The sequence below is a fragment of the Daejeonella sp. genome (genome assembly GCF_036405355.1).
Classification (GTDB): domain Bacteria; phylum Bacteroidota; class Bacteroidia; order Sphingobacteriales; family Sphingobacteriaceae; genus Daejeonella.
The window spans coordinates 1-23,335 of the sequence record NZ_DASWXT010000102.1; the positions used below are offsets into that span (position 1 = coordinate 1).

At 38.8% G+C, this 23,335-nt stretch carries 21 protein-coding genes; 12 read left to right on the forward strand and 9 right to left on the reverse strand.

Translation table 11 applies throughout. The features are described from left to right. Together VGE44_RS12440 and uvrC are read left to right on the forward strand one after the other, a co-directional pair. Positions 1 to 1,558, forward strand: a 1,558-nt coding sequence (locus tag VGE44_RS12440; RefSeq protein WP_331079516.1) for a penicillin-binding transpeptidase domain-containing protein, incomplete at its 5' end; no start/stop codon positions are given. Between the two features lie 66 nt (positions 1,559 to 1,624). After that, positions 1,625 to 3,421: an excinuclease ABC subunit UvrC gene (gene uvrC / locus VGE44_RS12445; protein ID WP_331079518.1), complete on the forward strand. Its 1,797-nt coding sequence runs from the start codon at positions 1,625 to 1,627 to the stop codon at positions 3,419 to 3,421. Between the two features lie 56 nt (positions 3,422 to 3,477). On the opposite strand, the gene gldN is transcribed toward uvrC, so the two are convergent. The 6 genes from gldN to VGE44_RS12475 all read right to left on the reverse strand — a co-directional run bounded on the left by gldN (position 3,478) and on the right by VGE44_RS12475 (position 10,146). Beyond that, a complete protein-coding gene (gldN, locus tag VGE44_RS12450; RefSeq protein WP_331079520.1) occupies positions 3,478 to 4,344 on the reverse strand; it encodes a gliding motility protein GldN in 867 nt (288 codons plus the stop codon). Between the two features lie 5 nt (positions 4,345 to 4,349). Then, positions 4,350 to 5,882 carry a gliding motility protein GldM gene (gldM, locus tag VGE44_RS12455; RefSeq protein ID WP_331079522.1) on the reverse strand — a complete coding sequence of 511 codons (1,533 nt, stop codon included), beginning with the start codon at positions 5,880 to 5,882 and terminating at the stop codon, positions 4,350 to 4,352. A 44-nt stretch (positions 5,883 to 5,926) separates the two neighbouring features. Further along, the gene (gene gldL / locus VGE44_RS12460; RefSeq protein ID WP_331079524.1) at positions 5,927 to 6,721 is read right to left on the reverse strand and encodes a gliding motility protein GldL; all 795 of its coding nucleotides are present in this window, start codon (positions 6,719 to 6,721) and stop codon (positions 5,927 to 5,929) included. Between the two features lie 43 nt (positions 6,722 to 6,764). Next, positions 6,765 to 8,084, reverse strand: a complete 1,320-nt coding sequence (locus VGE44_RS12465) for an SUMF1/EgtB/PvdO family nonheme iron enzyme (RefSeq protein WP_331079526.1) — start codon at positions 8,082 to 8,084, stop codon at positions 6,765 to 6,767. A gap of 260 nt (positions 8,085 to 8,344) precedes the next feature. Further along, the gene (locus VGE44_RS12470) at positions 8,345 to 9,115 is read right to left on the reverse strand and encodes a uroporphyrinogen-III synthase (RefSeq protein ID WP_331079528.1); all 771 of its coding nucleotides are present in this window, start codon (positions 9,113 to 9,115) and stop codon (positions 8,345 to 8,347) included. A gap of 14 nt (positions 9,116 to 9,129) precedes the next feature. Then, entirely contained in the window at positions 9,130 to 10,146 is a 1,017-nt protein-coding gene (locus VGE44_RS12475) for a DUF4271 domain-containing protein (RefSeq protein WP_331079530.1), read from the reverse strand. A gap of 197 nt (positions 10,147 to 10,343) precedes the next feature. On the opposite strand from VGE44_RS12475, the gene VGE44_RS12480 reads away from it, so the two are divergent. The 5 genes from VGE44_RS12480 to VGE44_RS12500 all read left to right on the forward strand — a co-directional run bounded on the left by VGE44_RS12480 (position 10,344) and on the right by VGE44_RS12500 (position 14,817). Next, positions 10,344 to 10,820 (forward strand): Lrp/AsnC family transcriptional regulator, encoded by a 477-nt coding sequence (locus VGE44_RS12480; protein ID WP_331079532.1) that lies wholly within the window; start codon positions 10,344 to 10,346, stop codon positions 10,818 to 10,820. 2 nt (positions 10,821 to 10,822) lie between these two features. Further along, positions 10,823 to 11,788, forward strand: coding sequence for an EamA family transporter (locus VGE44_RS12485; RefSeq protein WP_331079534.1), 966 nt, complete (start codon positions 10,823 to 10,825; stop codon positions 11,786 to 11,788). A 62-nt stretch (positions 11,789 to 11,850) separates the two neighbouring features. Then, positions 11,851 to 12,984, forward strand: a complete 1,134-nt coding sequence (gene hemW, locus VGE44_RS12490) for a radical SAM family heme chaperone HemW (RefSeq protein ID WP_331079536.1) — start codon at positions 11,851 to 11,853, stop codon at positions 12,982 to 12,984. Positions 12,985 to 12,995: 11 nt separating this feature from the next. After that, a complete protein-coding gene (locus VGE44_RS12495) occupies positions 12,996 to 13,787 on the forward strand; it encodes an SDR family oxidoreductase (RefSeq protein ID WP_331079539.1) in 792 nt (263 codons plus the stop codon). A 148-nt stretch (positions 13,788 to 13,935) separates the two neighbouring features. Beyond that, entirely contained in the window at positions 13,936 to 14,817 is an 882-nt protein-coding gene (locus tag VGE44_RS12500; RefSeq protein WP_331079541.1) for a cupin-like domain-containing protein, read from the forward strand. A 30-nt stretch (positions 14,818 to 14,847) separates the two neighbouring features. Here VGE44_RS12500 and VGE44_RS12505 read toward each other — a convergent pair whose 3' ends face one another. After that, positions 14,848 to 15,273: a YybH family protein gene (locus tag VGE44_RS12505; RefSeq protein WP_331079543.1), complete on the reverse strand. Its 426-nt coding sequence runs from the start codon at positions 15,271 to 15,273 to the stop codon at positions 14,848 to 14,850. 117 nt (positions 15,274 to 15,390) lie between these two features. Here VGE44_RS12505 and VGE44_RS12510 point away from each other — a divergent pair, with 117 nt between their 5' ends. The 5 genes from VGE44_RS12510 (at position 15,391) to VGE44_RS12530 (ending at position 20,957) form a co-directional block, all read left to right on the forward strand. After that, a complete protein-coding gene (locus VGE44_RS12510) occupies positions 15,391 to 16,491 on the forward strand; it encodes a vWA domain-containing protein (RefSeq protein ID WP_324486776.1) in 1,101 nt (366 codons plus the stop codon). 16 nt (positions 16,492 to 16,507) lie between these two features. Continuing rightward, entirely contained in the window at positions 16,508 to 18,007 is a 1,500-nt protein-coding gene (locus tag VGE44_RS12515; protein ID WP_331079614.1) for a sigma 54-interacting transcriptional regulator, read from the forward strand. 26 nt (positions 18,008 to 18,033) lie between these two features. Next, positions 18,034 to 19,287 carry a metallophosphoesterase gene (locus VGE44_RS12520; protein WP_331079546.1) on the forward strand — a complete coding sequence of 418 codons (1,254 nt, stop codon included), beginning with the start codon at positions 18,034 to 18,036 and terminating at the stop codon, positions 19,285 to 19,287. A 20-nt stretch (positions 19,288 to 19,307) separates the two neighbouring features. After that, complete coding sequence (locus VGE44_RS12525; protein ID WP_331079548.1) at positions 19,308 to 20,186, forward strand: hypothetical protein; 879 nt, start codon at positions 19,308 to 19,310, stop codon at positions 20,184 to 20,186. Between the two features lie 111 nt (positions 20,187 to 20,297). After that, entirely contained in the window at positions 20,298 to 20,957 is a 660-nt protein-coding gene (locus VGE44_RS12530; protein ID WP_331079550.1) for an MOSC domain-containing protein, read from the forward strand. A 33-nt stretch (positions 20,958 to 20,990) separates the two neighbouring features. On the opposite strand, the gene VGE44_RS12535 is transcribed toward VGE44_RS12530, so the two are convergent. Beyond that, a complete protein-coding gene (locus VGE44_RS12535) occupies positions 20,991 to 21,680 on the reverse strand; it encodes a response regulator transcription factor (protein ID WP_324486780.1) in 690 nt (229 codons plus the stop codon). A gap of 2 nt (positions 21,681 to 21,682) precedes the next feature. Next, positions 21,683 to 23,281 (reverse strand): HAMP domain-containing sensor histidine kinase, encoded by a 1,599-nt coding sequence (locus VGE44_RS12540; RefSeq protein ID WP_331079553.1) that lies wholly within the window; start codon positions 23,279 to 23,281, stop codon positions 21,683 to 21,685. Between the last annotated feature and the right edge of the window lie 54 nt (positions 23,282 to 23,335).

Sequence of the window (23,335 nt, forward strand, 5' to 3'; positions counted from 1 at the left end):
CCGTAATCCTGAAAGAGCCCTCAGACGCAGAAATACGGTTCTGGAAAACATGCATAACGCAAATTACATCAGCGATGCTGAAGTAGAACTTCTGAAGAAAAGCCCTTTAAAACTGGCATTCAATCCTTCTGATCATAACGAAGGATCGGCACCCTATTTCAGGGCAGTACTCAAGAAAGATATTCAGCAGACCCTTGAAGAAAATTCGATCTATAAAGCCGATGGCACACCTTATGACCTGGACAGGGATGGGCTCAAGATCTATACAACCATCAATTCGCGAATGCAGAAATATGCAGAGGATGCTCAGCAGGAATATTTGAAGACCTTGCAGGTTAGTTTTAACAATTCATGGAAAGGCCGTGATCCCTTCAATTTTAAAGAAGCCAAAGGCCTCATCGATCAGGGGATGAGACGTTCTGACCGTTACCAATCTCTTAAAGCTGAAGGAAAAACCGAAGAGGAAATACTTCAGGATTTCAGAACACCTGCAAAGATGAGCATCTTTAGCTGGAAAGGGGAGCTTGATACGATTATGAGGCCAATTGACTCCATTAAGTATTACAAATTACTGCTGCGGAATTCATTAATGTCTATGGAACCGCAAACAGGTTACGTGCGTGCCTGGGTTGGAGGTATAAACTTTAACCACTTTAAGTACGATCAGGTAAAAGTAGGAACCAGGCAGGTTGGCTCTACAGCAAAGCCATTTACTTATGCAGTTGCAATTGGAAACGCAGGCTTTTCTCCCTGTTATATGGTTGACAACCTACCTGTAAGTATCGATGCTGGTGACGGAACTACCTATACACCGGCAGCATATAAACCTATTCCGGGTCCTATCACATTAAAAAAGGCTCTTGCTCATTCACAAAATAACGCTACAATGTTTGTAATGAAGCAGGTAGGCCCAACAGCGGTGTCAACTCTGATTAAAAACCTTGGAATTACTAGCCCGGTGAAAGCCATTCCCTCCAATGCATTAGGTTCATTTGAGGCCTCTGTATATGATATGGTGGGTGCTTATTCAGTTTTTGTCAATCACGGCATCTGGACCGAACCGATCTATCTGTTAAGAATCGAAGACAAAAATGGTAACGTTATTTACGAACGTAAACCAAGGATTAAAGTGGTAATTGATGAACAAACGGCTTACGTAATGACTGATATGCTAAAAGCAGTTGTTCAGGAGGGTACAGCTAGAAGATTAACGTGGAAATATAACCTTACTAACCCAATAGGTGGCAAAACAGGTACTACAGATAATAACTCTGACGGTTGGTTTATGGGCATTACACCCGAATTGGTTACTGGTGTATGGACCGGTGCAGAAGATAGGGCAATACATTTTACCTTAACGAATAATGGTGACGGTGCTACTACCGCACTCCCAGTGTTTGGCTTGTACATGCAAAAGGTTTACGCAGATCCCGTATTGAAATATAGCAAAGGTGATTTCCCTCCTCCAAAAGGTGGAATTACAACAGTCCTTGATTGTGCTGAATATACCAAACAGCAGTCAGGTGTGAGCGAACTTGATAAAAAGCTTGGTTTCTGATTTTTATATTTTTCCTTACAATTTGCAATTTTGCAGATCAGGTTCTGCCTTCACCATTATCCTGACATGAAAGAATTTGATCCCCGGCCTGAGTTAAAAAATATTCCGCAAAAACCCGGTATCTACCAATTTTGGTCGGAGACGGAAGAGCTTATCTATATTGGTAAGGCCAAGAATTTAAAAAACAGGGTTTCATCCTATTTCAATAAAGACAACTTTAAGGTGAATGCCAAAACCCGGATACTTGTCAGCAAGATCAGGAAAATCACCTTCACCATTGTTGATACTGAAATCGATGCCTGGTTGCTTGAAAACAGCCTGATCAAGAAGCATCAGCCAAGGTATAATGTGATGCTGAAAGATGATAAGACCTATCCCTGGATCATTATCAAAAACGAAAAATTTCCACGCATTTTCTGGACAAGAAGGATTATCAGGGATGGTTCAACCTATTTTGGACCTTATGCATCCGTAGGGATGATGCACACCATTTTAGGGATGATCAAAGAAATTTATCCTTTAAGAACCTGCACTTTGCCCCTGACCCGTGAAAATATTCATTCAGGAAAGTTCAGGGTTTGTCTGGAATATCAGATTGGTAACTGCAAAGGGCCTTGCCAGGCCTATCAATCAGAGGATGACTATGATCAGAGCATTTCGGAGATCAAAGAAATCCTGAATGGAAAAACAGGCTCCGTAATCAGACGCCTTAAAAATCAGCTTGAAGAATCAGTAAGCGGACTAAACTTCGAGCTTGCACATAACCTGAAGCAAAAGCTCGACCTGCTGGATAACTATCAAAGCAAATCGACTATTGTAAATTCATCCATTACAGATGTCGATGTATTCAGTATCGCAACAGATGATAAGCATGCTTTTGTGAATTTCCTTAAGGTGATGAACGGCACTGTTATTCAAACCCAGACTCTGGAAATCAAAAAACGCCTTGACGAATCTGATGAAGAGTTGTTAAGTATAGCGATAACCGAGTTCAGATCGAGGTTTGGCAGCAATTCAAAAGAGATTATCATTCCTTTTGAACTTGAGATTCCCGACTCAGGAATTAAATTCACTATTCCAAAACTTGGCGAGAAAAAGAAATTACTGGAACTTTCACAAAAGAATGTAGCCTATTTCAAACGTGAAAAATTAGATCAATATGAAAAACTGAATCCTGGGTTAAGAACCGACCGGCTACTGTCCCAGATGATGAAAGATCTCCGTTTAAATCAATTACCAAAACATATTGAATGTTTTGACAATTCGAATTTTCAGGGAAAATTTCCGGTATCGGCAATTGTAGTTTTTAAGAATGCAAAGCCATCGAAAAAGGATTACAGGCATTTTAACGTAAAGACAGTTGAAGGCCCTGATGATTTTGCTACAATGGAGGAAGCCGTTTTCAGAAGATACAGAAGATTGCTTGATGAAGAGCAAAGTCTGCCACAACTAATCGTGATTGATGGAGGCAAAGGTCAGCTATCATCTGCAATAAAAAGCTTAAAATTACTGGGTATAGATAAACAGGTGACTATCATAGGTATCGCCAAACGGCTTGAAGAAATCTATTATCCGGGAGATCAATATCCTTTGTATCTGGATAAAAAGTCTGAAACATTAAAAATCATTCAACAGTTAAGGGATGAGGCTCACCGCTTTGGAATTACATTTCACAGAAAGAAACGTAATAATGCGACTCTGGCTAGTGAACTTGAAAGTGTTCAGGGAATAGGAAAAGCCTCTGCCGAAAAATTGCTAAGACATTTCAAATCTGTAAAGAAAATAAAAGAAGCCTCTGAAACAGAACTACTGGAGGTATTGAATAAAAGTCAGGCTGCTTCGTTATTGGATTACTTTAAATGAAAATGCCGCCCTGAATAAATAACAGGCCGGCATTTTTTTATATTTTAAAATTGGGATCAATATGACCAAAGATCATGCTCAAAATCCATAAGGGCTTTCTTTACACGTTCAGATTCATAAAGTTTATCGATTCCAACAGCATAGTCTTTAATACGCAGATCTTCGGGATTAGACTCCTTTACGATATAACTAGCAAATATCCTCTTCATAAATAAATCGTCAAAGCTGAGTCCGGTAGCGTCATTATTTCTGTTTACAGCAGGCTTAGTTACCAATAGATGACGAACCTCAGGGAAGTATATCCAGAATGCAGGTTGCTCATCAAAAGACTGACCGGCTGCTGAAATACGAATCATTGGTGCTATTCCGATAATACGGGGTTCAAAAACTGAACGTTGCTTATCGAAAATCCAATCCTCTTTTATACGAAATTTTAAAATACTGTCAGGGTTGAATTCTCCAGCTTTTACTACCGTCCCGGTTTGGTTACCATCTGTATCAAAAATTGGCACCAAAACACTGTCAGCAAACTTTGCCATTGCCTGTTCTGGTTTCAGAATGACATTAAACTCATCTCCATTAACATCGTCCTTAGTGCTACTGGCATCGTATGCAGTAAGCTCTCCGGCCATAATTGCATCCGTTAAAATAGTAATCAGGCGGGCTTTAGGTGATGCAAAAATCATATTCACCTTGTCACGAACATCTATTTCCCTCCAAACACGCTTACTGAACATCACATCTGATTCTCTCAGACTGGCATATGGAGCAACCTTAGCACTAATTATATTGGTTTTTTGATAATATCCATCCAAAGGCTTTTCTACCGGCTTTGGTTTGGTATCATTCGTTAAATTAGGTGCCTGAGCACTCAATTTAAGAGCACCGGCAATCAAAATCAGGACAAAAAATATCTTTTTCATAGCACTTAATTTGCTTTAAAGGCCATAGGGTCAAGCTGCCTTTGAGTTCCGTCAGGACCAACGGCAACTATATCATCAAATATTACCCTTGTACCTGGTGTTATTGCGGCCACAGCTGCACTCATTTGAGCACTTAACGAATTTCCATTGGTTTGAAGTACAACAACATCTGCACGGGGTCTGGCAATTACCAGGCTAAAGCGGGTAACATTAAACTTGGCATCAAAATCGAAACCTTCAAGAATCGCAAAAATTGAATTTTGTGATTTTATAACTACAGAACTTAAAGCTCCTCCAGTTTTACCTGCAAATTTCGCTTTGGGATCCGGAATCCGCTTAACCCTGAAATCACTTGAACCAATGCTCTGAACCTTACCACTGACATTCGCTGCAACATTTACTTTAGCAGTTGTTCCGGGTGTATTTACTGTCACAGTATATTTTCCGTTGGATCCGGATATTGTTCCTCCACTCATAGTAACTACTAAATTCTCTTTGGGAATGCCGGGAGCCGATACTGATACAGGATTAGGAACACCCACATAGAATACATTCATTTTATCAGGAGAAACGACTGCCGAAGGACGGGCCACCTGATATTTTTGCTCTGTAGTAGTATAGGTTTTTATTGTTCCATCGGTTTGTTTAACACGCACTGTACCTGTCCAGCTAAATATTCCTTCGCTTGAAGTATTAACTGTATAAGTTCCTTTCCCTTCCTTAACCTGCAATCTTGAACCACCAACCGATATTTCAGGACTTGATTTTGAGTCTGATGCTGTCAAAAACACCTCAGCGGTATACGGCTGACCAGCAATCAGATAGGAAGTTGGAGCCACTGCAACTGCAGAAAACCGATCAAGATTGACAACTGCGATATCCATCTGTCCTAGCACTCTCTTTACAACCTCAGCCTCTGCATTCTTTGTGTCGGCCTTAATTTTCGCCAATGCGGTTAACGCAGCGGTCAATGGGATACCATCTCCGAAGTTTGATTGTTCCCAGCTTCTTTTAACTCCTCCGCGATTTGGTGGATCCTTTGCCTCCAATGAAAAACTTACATTTTTACGATCTTTCTCATCGAGTAATGCAATTAATTTTTCACGTGTCTCATTGATTTTTTTCTTCAATTCAGTAGCACGTGGCTCATTGATCATTAACCTTGGAGAAATATCAAGGTTATCTCTTTTGCTTATATCACCGGTTGCCTCATTATATCCGCCACCCTCTGTTTCAAAAAGTTTCTGAAGTCCTTCGACATAGGTGTTTAATTCACTTGTATATGAACTTGCCTTTTTAGCCTTTTCATATATTGGACGCGCTCTTTCGGGCTCATTTTTTAGTTTAGTTGCTTCAAATGAAGCATAAGTTGCATCAACACCAACTTGGACATTCTGAGTTGAAGCATTTAAACTATCCGTTAAATTTTTGAAAGCTTCTAAAATTGAATCACTGACATTCAGTGCTACTAAACCCAATAATACCAGGTAAAGTATTCCAATCATTTTCTGCCTTGGGGTTTCTTTACCTCCAGCCATGCAATTTTATTTAAAAAATTAAAGATCTATAATTCGTTTACCAATTATCCCCGGTTAGGTTGATTCATAGCAGAAAGCATATTCCCATAAATAGAATTCAGGGACGATAAGTTCTTTGCCAGTTTGCCAACTTCCTCTTTGAATTGTTTGGAATCTTCCATTGACTCATTAAAATTTTGCATGGTCAGAGAAAGATTCTGATAGAATTTGTTCATTGATTTCAAATGTGCACTTGAATCCTGTAATTCAAGCTCATAAACAGCGTTTAATGCCGAAATATTTTTTGCGAGATTATTCACCTGTTCATGGTATGATTTCGAATCAATACTTGTATCAGCCATTTCCCTGAGACTGACCGTTGCCTTTTCAAAAGCCGTATTCAGACTATCGAAGCTTCCTGAAGCTGTTTTAACTTTGGCAGTAAGTTCGCTGGTTGCGCTTGCCGTATCAGCTATTCCTGAAATCGCAGAAACTTTATCTCCGAAAGATCTTAATCCTGTGCCAAGGCTTTCAATCAATTCAGGCCCAATTTTAGCTTCAGCCATCATTTTATCCAATGCGGCGCTTGAAGAACCCGAACCTCCTGAAGATGGCCTGGATAACTCTCCTTTAAATTCTTCATCAAGTTCCGGATATACCCTTGTCCAGTCTGGCTCAGAAACCTCTGCTTTAAAGCCTAATGCAAAAAACAATAAGGCTTCTGTAATTAATCCAACGGCAATCATAATCTCTCCACCTTTCCAGTGCAGGATTTTGAACATCAGACCAACAATAACTACGGAGGCACCCCATGAAATTAAGGTATTAATACCCAGTTTAAACTTTTTCTTTTGAGCCATAATATATACGCTATTTTTTATAAGAAAGGATTGTAATTTTTGTTTAGAGTTTGTCTTTAATATCCCGACCCTGATACTTGGTTATGCAACGAAAACCGATGTAAGATTTTGCAGTGTCCTGATATTCAAAAGTACTTGCTGAATTTTGAAGAAAATAACCAATATCTTTCCATGAACCCCCGCGGACAACTTTACGTTTCATTACTTCAGGATCCTCCGGGCGGGCCTCATAACTAAAGGTAGGGTTCATATCATGAGTGAATGTAGAAGAAGATTCATCAAATGCAGAAGAAGTCCATTCTGAGACGTTTCCAGCCATATTATACAAACCATAGTCGTTTGGATAATAAGCCTTTACATTCACTGTAAATGGTCCGCCATCATCAATGTAATTACCTCTTCCTGGTTTGAAATTAGCCATCAGGCAACCCTTTGCATTTCTAATGTATGGGCCTCCCCATGGGTAACTTGTTCCAACCCGGCCTCCCCGCGCAGCATACTCAAATTCTGCTTCAGTAGGAAGGTCATAATCAGCACGTTTGGGAAGACGGCGACTATCCATATAAGCTTCATTGAAACGTGTCCTCCATACTGTAAAGGCACGTGCCTGACGCCAGTTAACACCAACAACAGGGTAGTTTGCAAAGGCTGGGTGCGAAAAATATCCTTTAACCATAGGCTCATTCTGAGCATAGGCAAAATCAGATAACCACACTAGAGTATCCGGATATACACCAACTGTATCCCTCAGAATAAAATCAGAACGTTTAGCTTCTCTATTGTTACGATTATTTGCTGCTTCCCTTAATTTCATTATCGCGAAATTATATTTCAGCAATCTAACATCAATTTCATTCCGGTCGAATACCCTGTCTTCGCCCTGGTAATACATGGCCTGCAGTTTAGGACCATTTGCTGATGCTCCTTTTTTGCCTCCCCATATCGCGCTGCCATTCCCTACTTTCTTCCAGTTGATGTATTTTTTACCTGCATCATTGGGATCTACCTTGCCCTTAGGTTTAAGATAATACTGTTCATCCTGAAGATAGGTCGTAATTGCGATAGAATCACGTACCCAATTCACAAATTGACGGTATTCACTATTAGTGATCTCAGTTTCATCCATGTAGAACGCCTGTACGGTTACCTGCTTGTTCTGAGATATCTGAGCAAAAGTGATATCCTGGTCGGTTTGACCCATAATAAAAGTTCCTGCAGGAATGTAAACCATTCCGTAAGGCACCTGATTGTTTTTAAACTTTTTAGTTGCAACACCAATCAATTCACCATTTGTACCACCTTTACCACAACTGGCGCCCAAAATGGCGATAGCTGCAAGAACGATAAAGTATATTTTTCTCATTTTATATGATTCCAGTTTGCATTCGCTCAACAAAATAATTTCGAATATAATAAAAAAGCATATATCATATACGACAAAACTAATCTATCTGCGTTGATATTAAACATTTCACATTTAAAATGTGAAAAATTCAGAACAAATTAATTTGCCGAAATATTGCATTATTATATATCCGCGATTTTTTACTAGTACGTATAAATCAAGTCCAGGGTTTAATTATTTAAAAAATAAAAACGAATCTGTTTCCAATTTGTTTCAATTTATTTATTGACTTGTTTAATATATTGCTCAAGTGCCATCGTCATACTTGGCGCTTCGGGAGTGGGTGCAGGTATATTAAGAACCAGTTCATGTTCAAGAACCGCCTTATGAGTGCTAACCCCAAAAGCTGCTATACGGGTATAGTTCTGCTTGAAATCGGGAAAGTTAATGAAGAGTGAATGAATGCTGCTCGGACTGAAAAATGCAATTACGTCATAAAAAACCTCCGCAAGGTCAGAAAGGTCACTGCATACAGTATGAAATAAAACCGCAGGCTTAAAATCATAGCCATTTGCTGAAAGGAATTTCTGAGTTTCTTCAGCTGCAACATCAGAACAGGGATATAAAAATTTCTCGGATATATGCTTTTTCAAAAGATCTGCAAGATCAGCTGCAGTTTGTTTTCCAAAGAATATTTTGCGTTTTCTGTATTGAATATATTTCTGAAGATAGAGTGCAATCGTTTCCGAAATACAGAAATACTTCATATCAGCAGGTACATCATAACGCATTTCCTCACATATCCTGAAAAAATGATCAACCGCATTCCTGCTTGTGAATATTACTGCAGTAAAATCAGCTAAATTTATTTTCTCTTTACGAAATTCTTTTGCCGGAACGCCCTCGACATGGATGAAGGATCTGAAATCTATCTTCAGATTATATTTTTTTGCTAAATCAAAATAAGGCGACTTTTCCGAATCAGGCTTTGGCAAAGTAACAAGAATACTTTTGACTTTTCTTGGTTTTTCAATTGGACTTACTTGCATATTTCTTAAAAAGACTAATACCCCAGTACTTTAAAAAGGATAATTAAAGGACAAAATTCGAGGGCACAAAGGTAAATAATTAAATAAACTTTTGGAAACTTGTAATTTGATAAAATATTTGTCCCCGCTCTGAGAAATTGCACAACGAAAATTCCGAGAACCATCACAATTCCGATATAACTGTAAATTCCTGCATAACGGCCGGAAGTGAGACTAAATGCAATAACCACTGGCAAAAACAAAATTGCTGCATTGAAATAACTTAGATATAATACTGATACATACTCTCTTACAAGCCTTCTGACATCAAACAAAAACCCTAAAACCCGAAGTACTATAATCTTGAAAGTGAACAATCCAATGACAAGTGCAGACAGGAAAAGAAAAAGTTCAAAGCCATCAAATGGGTAAGATAATTGCATATACTTACCTGATAAATACAAGTAGAGACCAATAATTAGCCCAAAGAGTAAATAGAAAAAAACGAAAGGCCATGAATTAAACAAACTGTCCTCCTTGTTAATTCTGGTCAAAATCTGGTTACTGTAAAATGCCATAATTATGCTGTTCATCTCTGCCGGAAAGAAATACCTGACAATTGAAAAGAATATTACCAGAAATAAAATAACCGCTATAATCCATGTTTCGCCTTTTGGCCTTACTATTCCATATTTATCATGACTGTCTTTTTTCGGAAATCTTGCAGCCCAGGCAGAAAAATCAAGGTTCTCGACTTTATATAACCTAATGAGGCTATCCAGGAATGGGTTGAAACGATTCGGATCAGGGGCTTTAATCCATACAACCGACAATGAATCTCTTATGGCTTGTATAGAGTCTCTGTAAGCAGCCCTTCTGGCAAAACCTGCTGAATCATAAGTTTGATAAACGGTAGTATTGAGATTCAGTCTGAGACTGTCCGTCTGCGAGAAAGCAAATGATTTAACCAGAAATAATAAAAGAATAATACTGTATAAACGTTTAAACATCCCCATTAAGTACTCCAAAGCAAATATTTTCCAGTATCTCAAATTTCCACTTTTTTATGTTTGTTTCCTAAATATCTTTCAGATTAAGGCTAATGAACATATCTATCCCGTCAAAAATTCAGTAAATTTTAATTCACAAGATTTCATAACAATGGATTTTTCTACAATTGACAGAATTTTATTCAATAAAGAATTAAATATTTTGAATTTTATTCCGAATAAAATAATTTTACCGAATAATGCATCAAAAAGAATATCAACTGGATCAGGTAGACCGGGAAATCCTCGGCCTGTTACAGAGGAATGCCCGAATCTCAAATGCTGATATTGCAAGGGAACTGAATATGGCCCCATCTGCTGTGCTCGAAAGGGTAAAAAAACTTGAGCAAAAAAATACCATTCTTCAATATACCGCACGCTTAAATCCATCGGCATTAAATCAAAATCTGCTTGCCTACGTGTTTATTAAAGCCTCCGACGGAATTGGCTGCAATGATACTGCCTCTGCACTTGCTGCGATACCTGAAGTTCAGGAAGTGCACCATGTAGCCGGGGATGATTGTTATCTGGTTAAGGTTCGCACTTTTGACTCAGCCTCACTAATGGAATTGATGAGAAACTCTGTTGGTAAAATCCCTAATATTCTATCTACCCGCACAACTATTGTTCTTGAAACGGTCAAAGAACAGCAGCAATTGGTTATACCTACAAAATAAACATGTCTAATCCTGTCAAAAAATCCGCATCTCTTTTAATGGTTGTCCTCGCCTTTGCAATAGTTTATATTGTATGGGGCTCAACTTACTTTTTTATTCAGATTGCCGTCAAGGATTTTCCTCCTTTCATTTTAGGTGCCTTACGATTTATCATCGCTGGTGTCCTTATGGTTGCCTGGTGCATTTATAAGGGTGAGAATATTTTTGCAGCCAAAGGAATAAAGCATGCGGCAATCAGCGGAATACTAATGCTTTTTTGCGGGAATGGTATTATAATCTGGGTTGAACAAAGTATGCCTAGTGCAATGGTAGCCATCATGGTCTCCTCTGCTCCATTATGGTTTGTTTTGCTCGACAAGCCTAAATGGTCTGAGAACTTAAGAAGCAAATCGATTATTGCAGGAATGCTGATTGGACTTGCCGGAGTAATCCTGCTCTTTAGTGAACAGGTTTCTGAGGCATTGTCTCTTCAGGGAAGTGAATCTGTGAAAATGAGCAGCATGGTCATGCTTGTTATTGCGGCAATAACCTGGTCAGGGGGATCACTCTACTCTAAATACAAGTCATCTGAAGACCCTATCATCGTAACCAGCACCTGGCAAATGATAGCTGCAGGAATAGCTTTCCTCCCCGGAATTATCATTCGTGATGAATTCAATGGTTTTCAATGGAAGGATGTATCAGGAGACGCTTGGATGGCCGTTATATACCTTGTCGTTTTGGGCTCTATTGCAGGCTTCAGTGCTTATGTGTGGTTATTAAAAGAAAGACCGGCAATGCAGGTCAGCACCTATGCCTACGTAAACCCTGTTGTGGCTGTGCTTCTTGGTGTATTTTTTGCCAACGAGCAAATATCCTCTATTCAGGTAATTGGGCTTATTATTATACTCGGCAGTGTTTTTATGATCAATATGGCAAGATACAGAAGAGAAAAACTTGCAGAAAGAAAAATGGCAGCAGCTGAATAAGTATTATTAAGATCAGACATTCATAAAAACAAAGGATTACACTATTGTTGTAGATTTGCAGAATGGCCGGAATTTATATTCATATCCCTTTTTGCAAAAAAGCCTGTCACTATTGCGATTTTCATTTCAGCACTTCTCCGCAGTATAAAGATCAGATGCTAAATGCATTGGGATCAGAAATCATTCTCCGAAAGAACTATCTGGATACGGAAAAAATTGAAACGATTTATTTTGGTGGTGGTACTCCTTCACTAATGAGTGCCGATGAATTGCAAATCCTGATTGGTCAGATCACTGATCAGTTTGAGGTTTCATCCAATGCGGAAATAACTCTTGAGGCCAATCCGGACGATCTGAATCCTCAGTATGTAAGGGAAATAAAAAATACCCTGATCAATCGTTTCAGTATTGGAGTGCAATCATTTTTTGAGGAAGATTTGAAATGGATGAACCGTGCACATACTGCCAGTGAAGCCCAAAGTGCAATAAAAAGAGTTCAGGATGCAGGATTTGAGAATATTACCGCCGACCTTATTTACGGATTCCCTCTTCTGAGTAATGAAAAATGGGAATTTAATATTCAGCAACTTATAGAATATCTTGTTCCTCATGTCTCTTCCTATTCCATCACAGTAGAACCCAAAACCGCGTTGGCAGCCTTCATCAATAAAGGTAAACAGGTCACTATGGATGAAGGCCAGAGTGCTTCACAGTTCCTGATGCTAATTGACCATTTGACAGAATCAGGTTTTGAGCACTATGAAATCTCAAACTTTGCAAAACCGGGTATGCATTCAAGGCATAATTCAAATTACTGGGATGGGGTAAATTATCTTGGCATCGGGCCATCTGCTCATTCTTTTAACGGAAAAAGCCGGCAATGGAATATTTCGAACAATTCAAAATACATCAATGAGATTGGATTGAAAAAGATTCCTGCAGAGACAGAACTATTAAGTACCGAAAACAGAATCAACGAATACATCATGACCTCCCTTCGGACCAGTAAGGGAATGAATCTGAAATCTATTAAGGAGAACTTCGGACCCGACTATTCAAATGAAATTTATAATGGTCTGGAGCCCTTCCTCGAAAAGGAATGGATCATTATTAATGAACAGTTGGTTACCTTAACAAGGGAAGGAAAACTTTTTGCAGACCATATTGCCTCAGAATTATTCCTCAGCACTAATTAGCTTTCAATCTTATGGAATTAAAGAATAAAATAGTCTGGATAACAGGTGCATCAAGCGGAATAGGTGAGGCTCTTTGCTATAAACTAAATCAGGCGGGAGCCAAACTGATCATTTCATCAAGAAGTACAGAAGGCCTTTACCTTGTAAAGAGCAAATGCAAGAAGAATCAACTGGACGTACATGTGCTGCCTCTTGATCTTGAAAACACCCTTGAGTTGGAAGATAAAGCAAAGGCAGCCCTGAAAATTTTTGGAAGGGTGGATATTATTATTCATTCTGGAGGTGTGAGTCAGCGTTCTCTTGCAATGGATACTGATCTGGATGTTGCCCAAAAAATCATGAATATCAATTTCTGGGGTGCGGTTGCCCTGACTAAGGTGCTTATCCCCTCAATGATATCAAATCAATCTGGACATATTGTGATCATCAGTAGCCTGGTTGGGAAATTCGGCACCAAATTCCGCTCGGCATATGCGGCTTCCAAGCATGCATTGCATGGTTATTTCGACTCCCTGCGTTCAGAAATCGATCCAAAAATCAAGATCAGCATCATTTGCCCGGGTTTTATTAAAACCAATGTTACGATTAATGCTTTAACGGCTGACGGAACAAGGCAAAATACAATGGATGATGCACAGGCAAATGGGATGTCTGCTGATGAATGTGCCGGGCAGATTATAAAGACGATCAAATCCGGAAAAGAAGAGGTTTATATCGGCGGAAAAGAGAAATATGCTGTTCTGCTAAAAAGATTTCTACCCGGACTGTTTTCAAAGATTGTAAGAAAAGCCAAAGTTACTTGATTTATAAATATTTGAAAACCAAGACTATTGTATAAATACAAGGAGGCTTTCCTCAATTCTTTCTTTCAGAATCAGGAAATATTTATTTTTGCAGAAGTATCTGAGTAAAAACATCGATAATCTGTTTTAGAAAATATCTATTCCTGATATGGGTTTTATATTAAGACCGGTTGATACTGTCGAAACCATCACACCGGAAGATTTCAGAGCGGATTATTTGATTCCGCGTAAACCACTCGTTATAAAAGGTCTTACAAAAACGTGGCCTGCAAGGGAAAAGTGGACAATTGATTATTTTAAGGAGGTAGCCGGAGAACTAAATGTCCCGCTTTACGATAACTCTAAAGCAGATCCCTCAAAACCAATAAACTCAGCTGCCGCCAAAATGAAAATGGCCGACTATCTGGACCTGATACGCTCTGAACCTACTGAACTCCGTATATTTCTATTCAATATTTTTAAGCATGTTCCTGAACTTTTGAACGATATAAAATTACCAAGGGAATTAATGGGAGGTTTTATTGAGAGCATGCCGGCAATGTTTTTTGGAGGAAGTAATTCTGTTACATTTCTGCACTATGACATAGACAAACCCCATTTATTCCACACTCATTTCGGAGGGCGGAAACAGATCATTCTATTCGATTATAAATGGAAACGTCGTTTATATTGCATCCCGAATGCAACCTATGCTCTTGAAGATTATGATGTGCTTAACCCGGATTTTGAAAAATTTCCGGCCCTTAAAGGTGTTGAAGGATATGAACTTTTTTTGGAGCATGGAGATACATTGTTCATGCCAGGATCAATGTGGCATTGGATGAAATATCTGGAAGGTTCATTTTCTTTAAGTCTAAGGGCCTGGGATGAATCCTTTCTGCAAAAAGCAGAGAGCTTGTACAGTGTTGTGACCAGAGGAGGAATCGACAGCATTTTAAAAATGATATTGAAAGCACCTTATGCACAATTCAGAGAAAAATTAGCTATCAAGCGGGCTGAAAGGGCATTGGCAAAAGGGGAACCAAAGTAAGCTAAGGTGCGGAATGGCACAGAATCTACCCTAGCTTGAATGATCGGCAATTACCTTCCATTCACCATTAATTTCCTTTAAAATAAGAGTGAAAAACCCCTTTGGTTCGTCCTTTTCACGCTTTAAATGCCAGGCACCTAATACAAATGCATGATCAGCAGAAATCAATCTAACTTCTTTAATGTCAAAACTTAAAAAGCCCATTGCCTTCTGATCAGGATAACTTTTTTTGTAATTCGCGAGTGTATTATCCCAGCCATATTTCGGTCCGTTTTTACCAACAAAAAGCAATGAATCAGATTTCAAATATCCCTGCATATATTCCACTATATCTCCCTTGTTCCATGCCTGTCGCTGATCCTCAAGAAGGTTAAGGATTAAAATCTTATCATCATTCTGAGCTGATGCCCGCAAAGTCCCCATAAAAAGCAGGAACATGATCATAATTTTCTTCATACCTAAAAGTAAGAATATTAAATAATCAGGACTTCCTTTTATTTGACATGTCAATAACATATTTAGATTCATAAACCTTTAACTTCGTTTTTTCGTAAATCAAGGTAAAATCAAATCATGCGGGGACATGCATTCTCGAAATTTATTCCAAATGAACTTCCCAAAGGAGGTTTCGAAGAGCTTTTGAAATTATTTCTCGAACTTCTGAATTATACTTCAGGGGATGCAAACGAAGCTTTGGACTGGATGAATGAGCTGGATAAGCAATATAAGCTTACCAGCGATGATTACGGGATGGGTGATTTCATAGAAGATCTGAAGAAGAAGGGCTATCTGGGAGATGATGATCAAAATCCCAAAGGTTTTAAAATCACCTCAAAAACTGAACAAAGTATCAGACAGTCAGCGCTTGAAGAGATCTTTGGGAAACTCAAAAAGTCTGGAAAGGGTGGACATAACACCAATATTTCAGGACTGGGAGAAGAGAAAAATGCAGATCGCAGAGAATATCAGTTTGGCGACAGCCTTGATCAGATCGATATGACTGCATCTATACACAATGCTCAGGTAAATCATGGTATTGGCGACTTCTCAATGACCGAAAGAGATCTTGAAGTTGAAGAAAAGGACTATAAGACCATTACTTCAACAGTTCTGATGATCGATATTTCTCATTCAATGATTCTCTACGGTGAAGATCGCATCACACCTGCAAAAAAGGTAGCAATGGCACTTGCAGAATTAATCCGAACCAAATACCCGAAAGATACGCTTGATATCGTTGTTTTTGGAAACGATGCCTGGCCAATAACCTTAAAAGAACTTCCCTATCTTCAGGTAGGACCTTACCATACCAATACATATGCAGGCCTGGAACTTGCGGTAGATCTGCTCAGGAGGCGAAAGACCCATAATAAACAGATCTTTATGATCACCGACGGGAAGCCCACCTGTTTAAAGGAAGGTACCAAATACTATAAAAATAGTATTGGTCTGGATAGAAAGGTGGTCAATAAAACGCTTGGAATGGCCGCACAGTGTAAACGGCTTGGGATACCGATAACTACATTTATGATTGCCAGGGATCCATATCTTCAACAATTTGTCAGGCAGTTTACCGAGATCAACGGAGGCAAGGCATTTTACAGCTCCCTAAAAGGACTGGGAGAATACATTTTTGAAGATTACATTAAGAACAGAAGAAGAACGATTAGATAGAAATTCGACAGATATTATGCTGCATATCAAAACACTGAAAGAACTAAAAGAATCGGGTTATGTTTCCCGCTCAGTAAAGGAAGAACTCCGTGAAAATCTTATACGCGAACTAAAGAACAAAAACACAGTACTCGAAGGAATTATAGGCTATGAAGATACCGTTATTCCTGACCTGCAGACTGCCATTTTATCTCAGCATAACATTCTGCTTTTAGGCTTGCGCGGACAGGCAAAAACACGTATTGCCCGTCTGATGATCAACCTGCTCGATGAATATGTACCATATATTGAAGGCTCTGAATTATTTGAAGACCCCTTAAACCCAATTTCATGGTTTGGTCATCATACCCTGGAAATTAAAGGTGATAATACTCCGATTGCGTGGTTGCACCGTTCTGACCGGTATACCGAGAAGCTAGCTACACCCGATGTAACAGTCGCCGATCTTATTGGAGATGTTGATCCAATTAAAGCAGCGACCTTAAAACTGACCTATTCAGACGAAAGGGTAATCCATTTCGGATTGATCCCACGTGCCCACCGTGGTATTTTTGTGATCAATGAACTCCCTGATTTGCAGGCACGAATTCAGGTAGCCCTTTTCAATATCCTTCAGGAAAAAGATATACAGATCAGGGGATTCAAACTGCGTCTGCCATTGGATATTCAATTTGTATTTACTGCAAATCCGGAAGATTATACCAACCGTGGAGCAATTGTAACCCCTCTCAAAGACCGGATCGAAAGTCAGATTTTAACGCATTATCCAAAAAGCATTGATATTTCGAGAAAGATTACACAGCAGGAAGCCAGGCTATCGGCTTCGCAAAGAAACACTATCGAAGCTGACGGATTAGTAAAGGATCTCGTTGAGCAAATTGCCTTTGAAGCACGTGAATCAGAATATATTGATAAAAAATCAGGAGTTTCTGCCCGTCTGACCATCTCTGCCTATGAGAATCTGATCAGCAATGCTGAGCGAAGAATGTTACTCAATGGTGAAAACAACACCTTTGTACGGATCTCAGATTTTCTTGGTGTAATTCCTGCAATTACCGGAAAGATAGAACTTGTTTATGAAGGCGAACTGGAAGGTCCGGGTAAAGTGGCGAACATTTTACTTGGAAAAGCTATTAAAACCCTGATGCTTAGCTATTTTCCAGATCCTGAAAAACTCAAGAAAGCAAAAGCAGCCAACCCATATGCGGATATAATTAACTGGTTTGCAGCAGGTAATACGATAAGCCTGGTTGATGACCTGTCACTGGAAGAATATATTGCAGCTCTGGAATCAGTACCCGGACTAAAATCTGTAATAAAACAGTTTCATAAGACTCTAAGTAGAAACCAGCAGATTCTTTTAATGGAGTTCTTATTGCATGGCCTGTCTGAATTTTCCTTGATCAATAAATCATTCCTCGATAAAGGATTTAGCTTTAATGATATGTTCAACAGTCTTTTCAATACCGAGTTTGAGGATGATGATGAATATAACGAAGACCGGGATCAGTTTTAGTTCCTGCTCTCAAGCTTAAAATAAAAATGGCTAACCGTATTTTTGGATTAATAATCATCAGTATTCTGCTGATTATTATTGACATCTACATTTACAGGGCAATACGCTCTGTGAGCTGGAAATGGAAAGGGCAAAAACACCTTTCATTTACCTATATCTGGTGGGGATATACCTTTTTGCTGATTACAGGAGTTTTCATAAGTATATTTTTCAATATTAAGTTCCTGCTCAGATCAATCATACTGGTTGTTTTCTTTTTGACCTTTGTATCCAAAATATTCATTCTGCCTTTTCTTATTGCTGATGATTTACGCAGAGCAATAGTTTGGATCAGCAGGAGGCTAAAAAGAAAAGAAAGCACTGAGCATAATAAAACTAATGCCATACCCCGTTCTGAATTCCTGATAAAAGCCGGAACTCTGGTTGCTGCGATACCCTTAGCATCCCTCACCTACGGTGTTGTTTCAAGTGCCTATGATTATCGTGTAAAACGCAGAACACTTTATCTTCCAAACTTGCCAAAAGCATTTGATGGAATTAAACTCGGACAGCTTTCAGACATTCACTCGGGTAGCTTCTACGACCACAAGGCAGTTATTGGTGGCGTTGATATGTTACTGAAAGAAAAGCCGGATATGGTATTTTTTACCGGAGATCTGGTGAATAATATTGCTTCAGAAATGTATGATTACCAGGATATCTTCTCGAAAGTGAAAGCTCCTCTGGGGGTTTTCTCTGTACTTGGAAACCATGACTATGGGGATTATCATTACGGCCAGGGGCCTTCGGCTGCTAAAATTAAAAATCTGGCAGATGTTAAGCAGACGCATAAGAACATGGGCTGGGATCTTTTACTTAACGAAAACCGCAGGTTAAAGATTGATGGCGATGAGATTGCAATTTTAGGGATAGAAAACTGGGGCGTTGGCCGCTTTGCTAAGTACGGCCGTATGGATTTGGCGGTAAAAGATACTGATGATATACCTGTAAAGTTATTGCTGTCACACGATCCATCACACTGGCGGGCACAAGTGTTACCAGAATATCCTCAGATTGACGCGATGTTCAGTGGCCACACGCATGGCATGCAGTTTGGCCTGGTAACTGATAAATTTCAGTGGAGCCCTGCACAATACGTTTATAAAGAGTGGGCAGGACACTATAAAGAAGGATTACAACAGCTTTATGTCAACGTGGGTTATGGCTTCTTAGGATATCCCGGTCGGGTTGGAATTTTACCTGAAATTACGATCTTTGAGTTACGCCGGGGGGATTCCTGAAAAGATCCCGGGTTCTATCTATGAACAAATACCTTAGGCAGAGCATCGACCTTCTTTTATTCAGCAATATTTTTATTGCTCTTTGTGCGGTAGCTCAGGGGTTGGTTACGTATCAGCTGTTAAAAGTCAAACCTGATATGTATGTATTAGGGCTTCTTTTCAGCTCAACTTTAGCACTTTATAATTTCAGCATCGTTCTCTCCAAACCTAAAAATCCGGAGAATTCAAAATCAGCAAGGGTCAGGTGGATATTTTCCCATTATCGGCTGATGATCACAATCAGCATCATTTCGGCATTTTCAATAATCCCCCTAAGTTTATTTCTGAGTACTTCATCAAAGATTTTGCTATTCACGCTTGCCCTGATATCAGTGGCCTACAATCTTCCGCTGTTTACTATTCATGATAAAAAATTCGGCTTGAGAAACATTCCGGGAATAAAACTATTTCTCATTGCATCAGTCTGGGCATTGAGTTGTGTTTTACTCCCGATACTTGAAATGGAAAGTAATCAGGCGATTTCTGTTACATTAAATGACACTATATTACTTATCACTAAGCGCTTCCTCTTTATTGCGGCAATAACTGTGCCTTTCGACATTCGCGATATTTATCAGGATAAATTTTATGAATTGAAAACCATACCTGTACTGTTCGGAGAAAGATGGGCATTGTTTATTTGCCAGGGACTACTTGGAGCATATATTATTTTACTGGTTCTTTTCACTGAGCATTTTGACGCCAACTTTTTTGGATTGAGCCTAACTATAATACTTACCGGATGGTTAATCTTCAAATCAAAATGGAAAAAAAATGAATATTATTACTTTTTGTATCTGGATGGTACAATGATCCTTCAATTTTTTATGCTTCTTCTTTGTGGCTCAATCATATTATGAAACCATCATGATTTTATCCAAACCACAGGGGGGATTATTAAATCATGATCGTCCGCCCGGCCAAGCCGTTCGGACGGGCTTCATCACTTTTAAAAAACAATAAATAAACGGATGAAAAATATCAGTATTTCATCGATCAATATACTTGGCAAGCCCGAGTTATTAGTTTCTGACCACCAGAAAGCATATTCCGCATACTGCAAAAAAGCCATATCAGCTGATTCCATTGAGCTGGGAATGACTGGATTTACTGGTGACATAATTGTAGACACAAAACATCATGGCGGAAATGATAAAGCCATATGCTGCTACAATTCTGATCATTTTAAAAAATGGAAGGCAGAACTTGGTTTTAATCTGGAGTCTGCAGCTTTTGGAGAAAATTTGACGCTAAGTGGTCAAAATGCCAATGAAGAACATATTTTTATCGGGGACCGTTATCAACTTGGCGAAGCAATAGTAGAAGTCTCAGAGCCCCGTGGTCCTTGTTATATGATTGGAATCAGGTACAATTATAAGCAGTTCCCTGTCCATTTACAGCAAACCGGGCTAACAGGGTATTATTTCAGGACTATCAAAACAGGCCTGGTAAAGAAGACCGACAAGCTGATACATCTTAGTTCACATCCTGAAAAGATATCAGTGATGAATGTAAATTTTGTAAGATATCATGACCCTGAAAACAAAGAATGGCTTCAGAGGCTGGTTGATCTGAAAGAACTGACATTAGAATGGAGAGAGCGATTTGAGAAAATGTTAAGCAAGTTATAATCCAAGCATTTAATCAATCCATATAACTTTACTTTACTCAATGATAAATTTGTAACCTACACCACGGACAGTTTGCATAAAATGTGGTCTGTCGGGATTACTCTCAATCTTTTTACGTAAACGGACAATATGCATATCAAGCGTTCGTGTATTTACATCAGAATTATAACCCCAAACCACCATCATTAATTCATCACGGTTAATAACAGTATTTGCATTCTTCAAAAAATACAGAAGAATCCTGTTTTCAAGTATAGTAAGCTCAATTTTCTTTCCCTCACGCATCAGGGAATGTGTGTTGGGATGATGCTCCATGTTTCCGAATTTATAGACTTCGGTCTTCTCATTATTGATAAAGAACTTAACCTTATTTTCAATCAATGCAACCAGGACATCCATATTAAAAGGCTTGGTTACATAATCAGAAACACCAAAATTATAGGCATCAATTTTATCAATATCCTGCGCCTTGGCCGTCATCATGATGATCAGATTATCAAAACCCAGTTTACGAACATTCTGACAGACTTCAGAGCCCTGTTTTGTTGGCAGCATCCAGTCGAGCAATACAATATCAGGTTCCTCACTCATAATGAGTTCTTCTGCAATCTGGCCGTCAGCAGCCTCAACAACTTTATACCCTTCGGTTTGAAGACGGTGCACAACTAAAAACCGAAGATTCTCATCATCTTCAATAACTGCAATTTTGATTTCTTTTCCCATGTTTATATTTCGTAAGGCAATTCAATTCTAAACTCTGTTCCCTTTCCTACTACACTTTTTATTGTAATTGTTCCGTTCATAAATTTAATCAGTTCTGCACAGAATGCCAAACCTAATCCTACACTACCCTGCTGATTATATTGATTTTGTACTCTGTAAAACTTCTTAAAGATATTCCTGATATCTTTTTCCGGAATTCCGATCCCCTGATCTGAAAATTTAAAAATTATTCGATTCTTCACCTTTTGAATACTGATCCTTAGGACCTTATTGTCGGGGCTGGAGTATTTAAATGCATTATCGATCAGATTCTGAAAGATACTTCCCAAAAGTACAGGATCCGAATTAAAATACTCAACATCTTTAATCTCACATTCTATGTCGAAACCCGGGTATTTTAACTGGTAACTATCAATCATATTCTGACAGAATACTTCGAGATTAATGCTCTCAGGTTTTAATTTGATGGCTTTATTCTCAATCTGGGCAAAAGACAATAGTCTGTTCATCAAATCGTTAAGCTTATCTGCCTCTTCATCCAGAATCTTGCCATAATGCATCCGTTCTCGATCCGACAGTTTGGAAGCACTACGGATATTATTACCGGCAATTTTTATAACGCTGACAGGAGTCTTAAATTCATGTGTGAGATTATTGATAAAATCATACTGCAGCTTGAAGAGTTTACTGTTGATATTCAGGTTTCTGAAGATCAGATACGCAATAAGTACCAGCACAAAATAGATAATAAATAAACCGGCGGCGATAGGCCTGAAGCGGGAATTCACTTCTTTTCTTAAAAAATCCTTGCCTGAGCTGAAGTATAATTTATAGTCGGAAAAAGGGCCTGATAAGGGCAGATCATTTTCCATAGACCCGGAGTCATTTTCAAGCGATTCATAAACCAGAGGCTTAATACTGATATACTGGTATAATTCAGGATGTGAATTAATAATTTCGAGCTTCAGTGGATTCAGGTAAAATGTAAGCATATCCATTTCATAGACCGGAGAGCTCGGTCTCTTTTTATACATCAGATCCTTATATACCTTTATTTCCTCACGTCTGGGAATATTCATAAAAGTGATCCTGTTTGACCTGATGCTGTAAAAAACATTGAAGCGGTCGTAATCTTTCAGAGCTTTGGCGGTATCAGCCAACTCAATAAAGCCACTGAACTTAATTGCCATTTTATTGAACTCATCCCCTGTTTTTAAGATAAATAGGGAGTCAGGGCGATTATTGTTATAAAGCACAATGGAATCCCTGGGTATATCCCTGCCAAACTGATAGACCGACTTTGGCCCCATAGAAAAATTTTTCACCCTGATTCCATCCGGTATTTTATGATTACTTATTTCAGCATCATAAAAAATGACCCGTTCTACAAAGCGAAATTTTCTGAAGATAGTATCAATGTATTTAGAGGTTTGGGCCGAATCCAAATAACCCTGATAAAAAGATATTTCAGGTATTTTATTTTGGAAGAAATCATTATAAGGTTTCACTGTTTCTTCGAGCACATCAATCTTCTGAGATGCAAATTCATTCTCAACATATTTTGATGTCAGATTATAGGCGAGGAAAAAGGCCCCGGCCATCGCGGAAGTGATTAGAAAAAGGAAAATTATAACCAGCGTGAAGTTTTTGCGGTA

Bases quoted from the DNA above. Each gene is read 5' to 3' on its own strand.
- VGE44_RS12470 (WP_331079528.1), bottom strand. From the start codon at position 9,115: ATGCAAGTAAGTCCAATTGAAAAACCAAGAAAAGTCAAAAGTATTCTT.
- VGE44_RS12485 (WP_331079534.1), top strand. From the start codon at position 10,823: ATGTCTAATCCTGTCAAAAAATCCGCATCTCTTTTAATGGTTGTCCTC.
- VGE44_RS12495 (WP_331079539.1), top strand. From the start codon at position 12,996: ATGGAATTAAAGAATAAAATAGTCTGGATAACAGGTGCATCAAGCGGA.
- VGE44_RS12515 (WP_331079614.1), top strand. From the start codon at position 16,508: ATGCTGCATATCAAAACACTGAAAGAACTAAAAGAATCGGGTTATGTT.
- VGE44_RS12520 (WP_331079546.1), top strand. From the start codon at position 18,034: ATGGCTAACCGTATTTTTGGATTAATAATCATCAGTATTCTGCTGATT.
- VGE44_RS12505 (WP_331079543.1), bottom strand. From the start codon at position 15,273: ATGAAGAAAATTATGATCATGTTCCTGCTTTTTATGGGGACTTTGCGG.
- gldL (WP_331079524.1), bottom strand. From the start codon at position 6,721: ATGGCTCAAAAGAAAAAGTTTAAACTGGGTATTAATACCTTAATTTCA.
- VGE44_RS12530 (WP_331079550.1), top strand. From the start codon at position 20,298: ATGAAAAATATCAGTATTTCATCGATCAATATACTTGGCAAGCCCGAG.
- VGE44_RS12500 (WP_331079541.1), top strand. From the start codon at position 13,936: ATGGGTTTTATATTAAGACCGGTTGATACTGTCGAAACCATCACACCG.
- VGE44_RS12535 (WP_324486780.1), bottom strand. From the start codon at position 21,680: ATGGGAAAAGAAATCAAAATTGCAGTTATTGAAGATGATGAGAATCTT.
- VGE44_RS12465 (WP_331079526.1), bottom strand. From the start codon at position 8,084: ATGAGAAAAATATACTTTATCGTTCTTGCAGCTATCGCCATTTTGGGC.
- uvrC (WP_331079518.1), top strand. From the start codon at position 1,625: ATGAAAGAATTTGATCCCCGGCCTGAGTTAAAAAATATTCCGCAAAAA.
- VGE44_RS12480 (WP_331079532.1), top strand. From the start codon at position 10,344: ATGCATCAAAAAGAATATCAACTGGATCAGGTAGACCGGGAAATCCTC.
- hemW (WP_331079536.1), top strand. From the start codon at position 11,851: ATGGCCGGAATTTATATTCATATCCCTTTTTGCAAAAAAGCCTGTCAC.
- VGE44_RS12510 (WP_324486776.1), top strand. From the start codon at position 15,391: ATGCGGGGACATGCATTCTCGAAATTTATTCCAAATGAACTTCCCAAA.
- gldM (WP_331079522.1), bottom strand. From the start codon at position 5,882: ATGGCTGGAGGTAAAGAAACCCCAAGGCAGAAAATGATTGGAATACTT.
- gldN (WP_331079520.1), bottom strand. From the start codon at position 4,344: ATGAAAAAGATATTTTTTGTCCTGATTTTGATTGCCGGTGCTCTTAAA.
- VGE44_RS12525 (WP_331079548.1), top strand. From the start codon at position 19,308: ATGAACAAATACCTTAGGCAGAGCATCGACCTTCTTTTATTCAGCAAT.
- VGE44_RS12540 (WP_331079553.1), bottom strand. From the start codon at position 23,281: ATGGCCGGGGCCTTTTTCCTCGCCTATAATCTGACATCAAAATATGTT.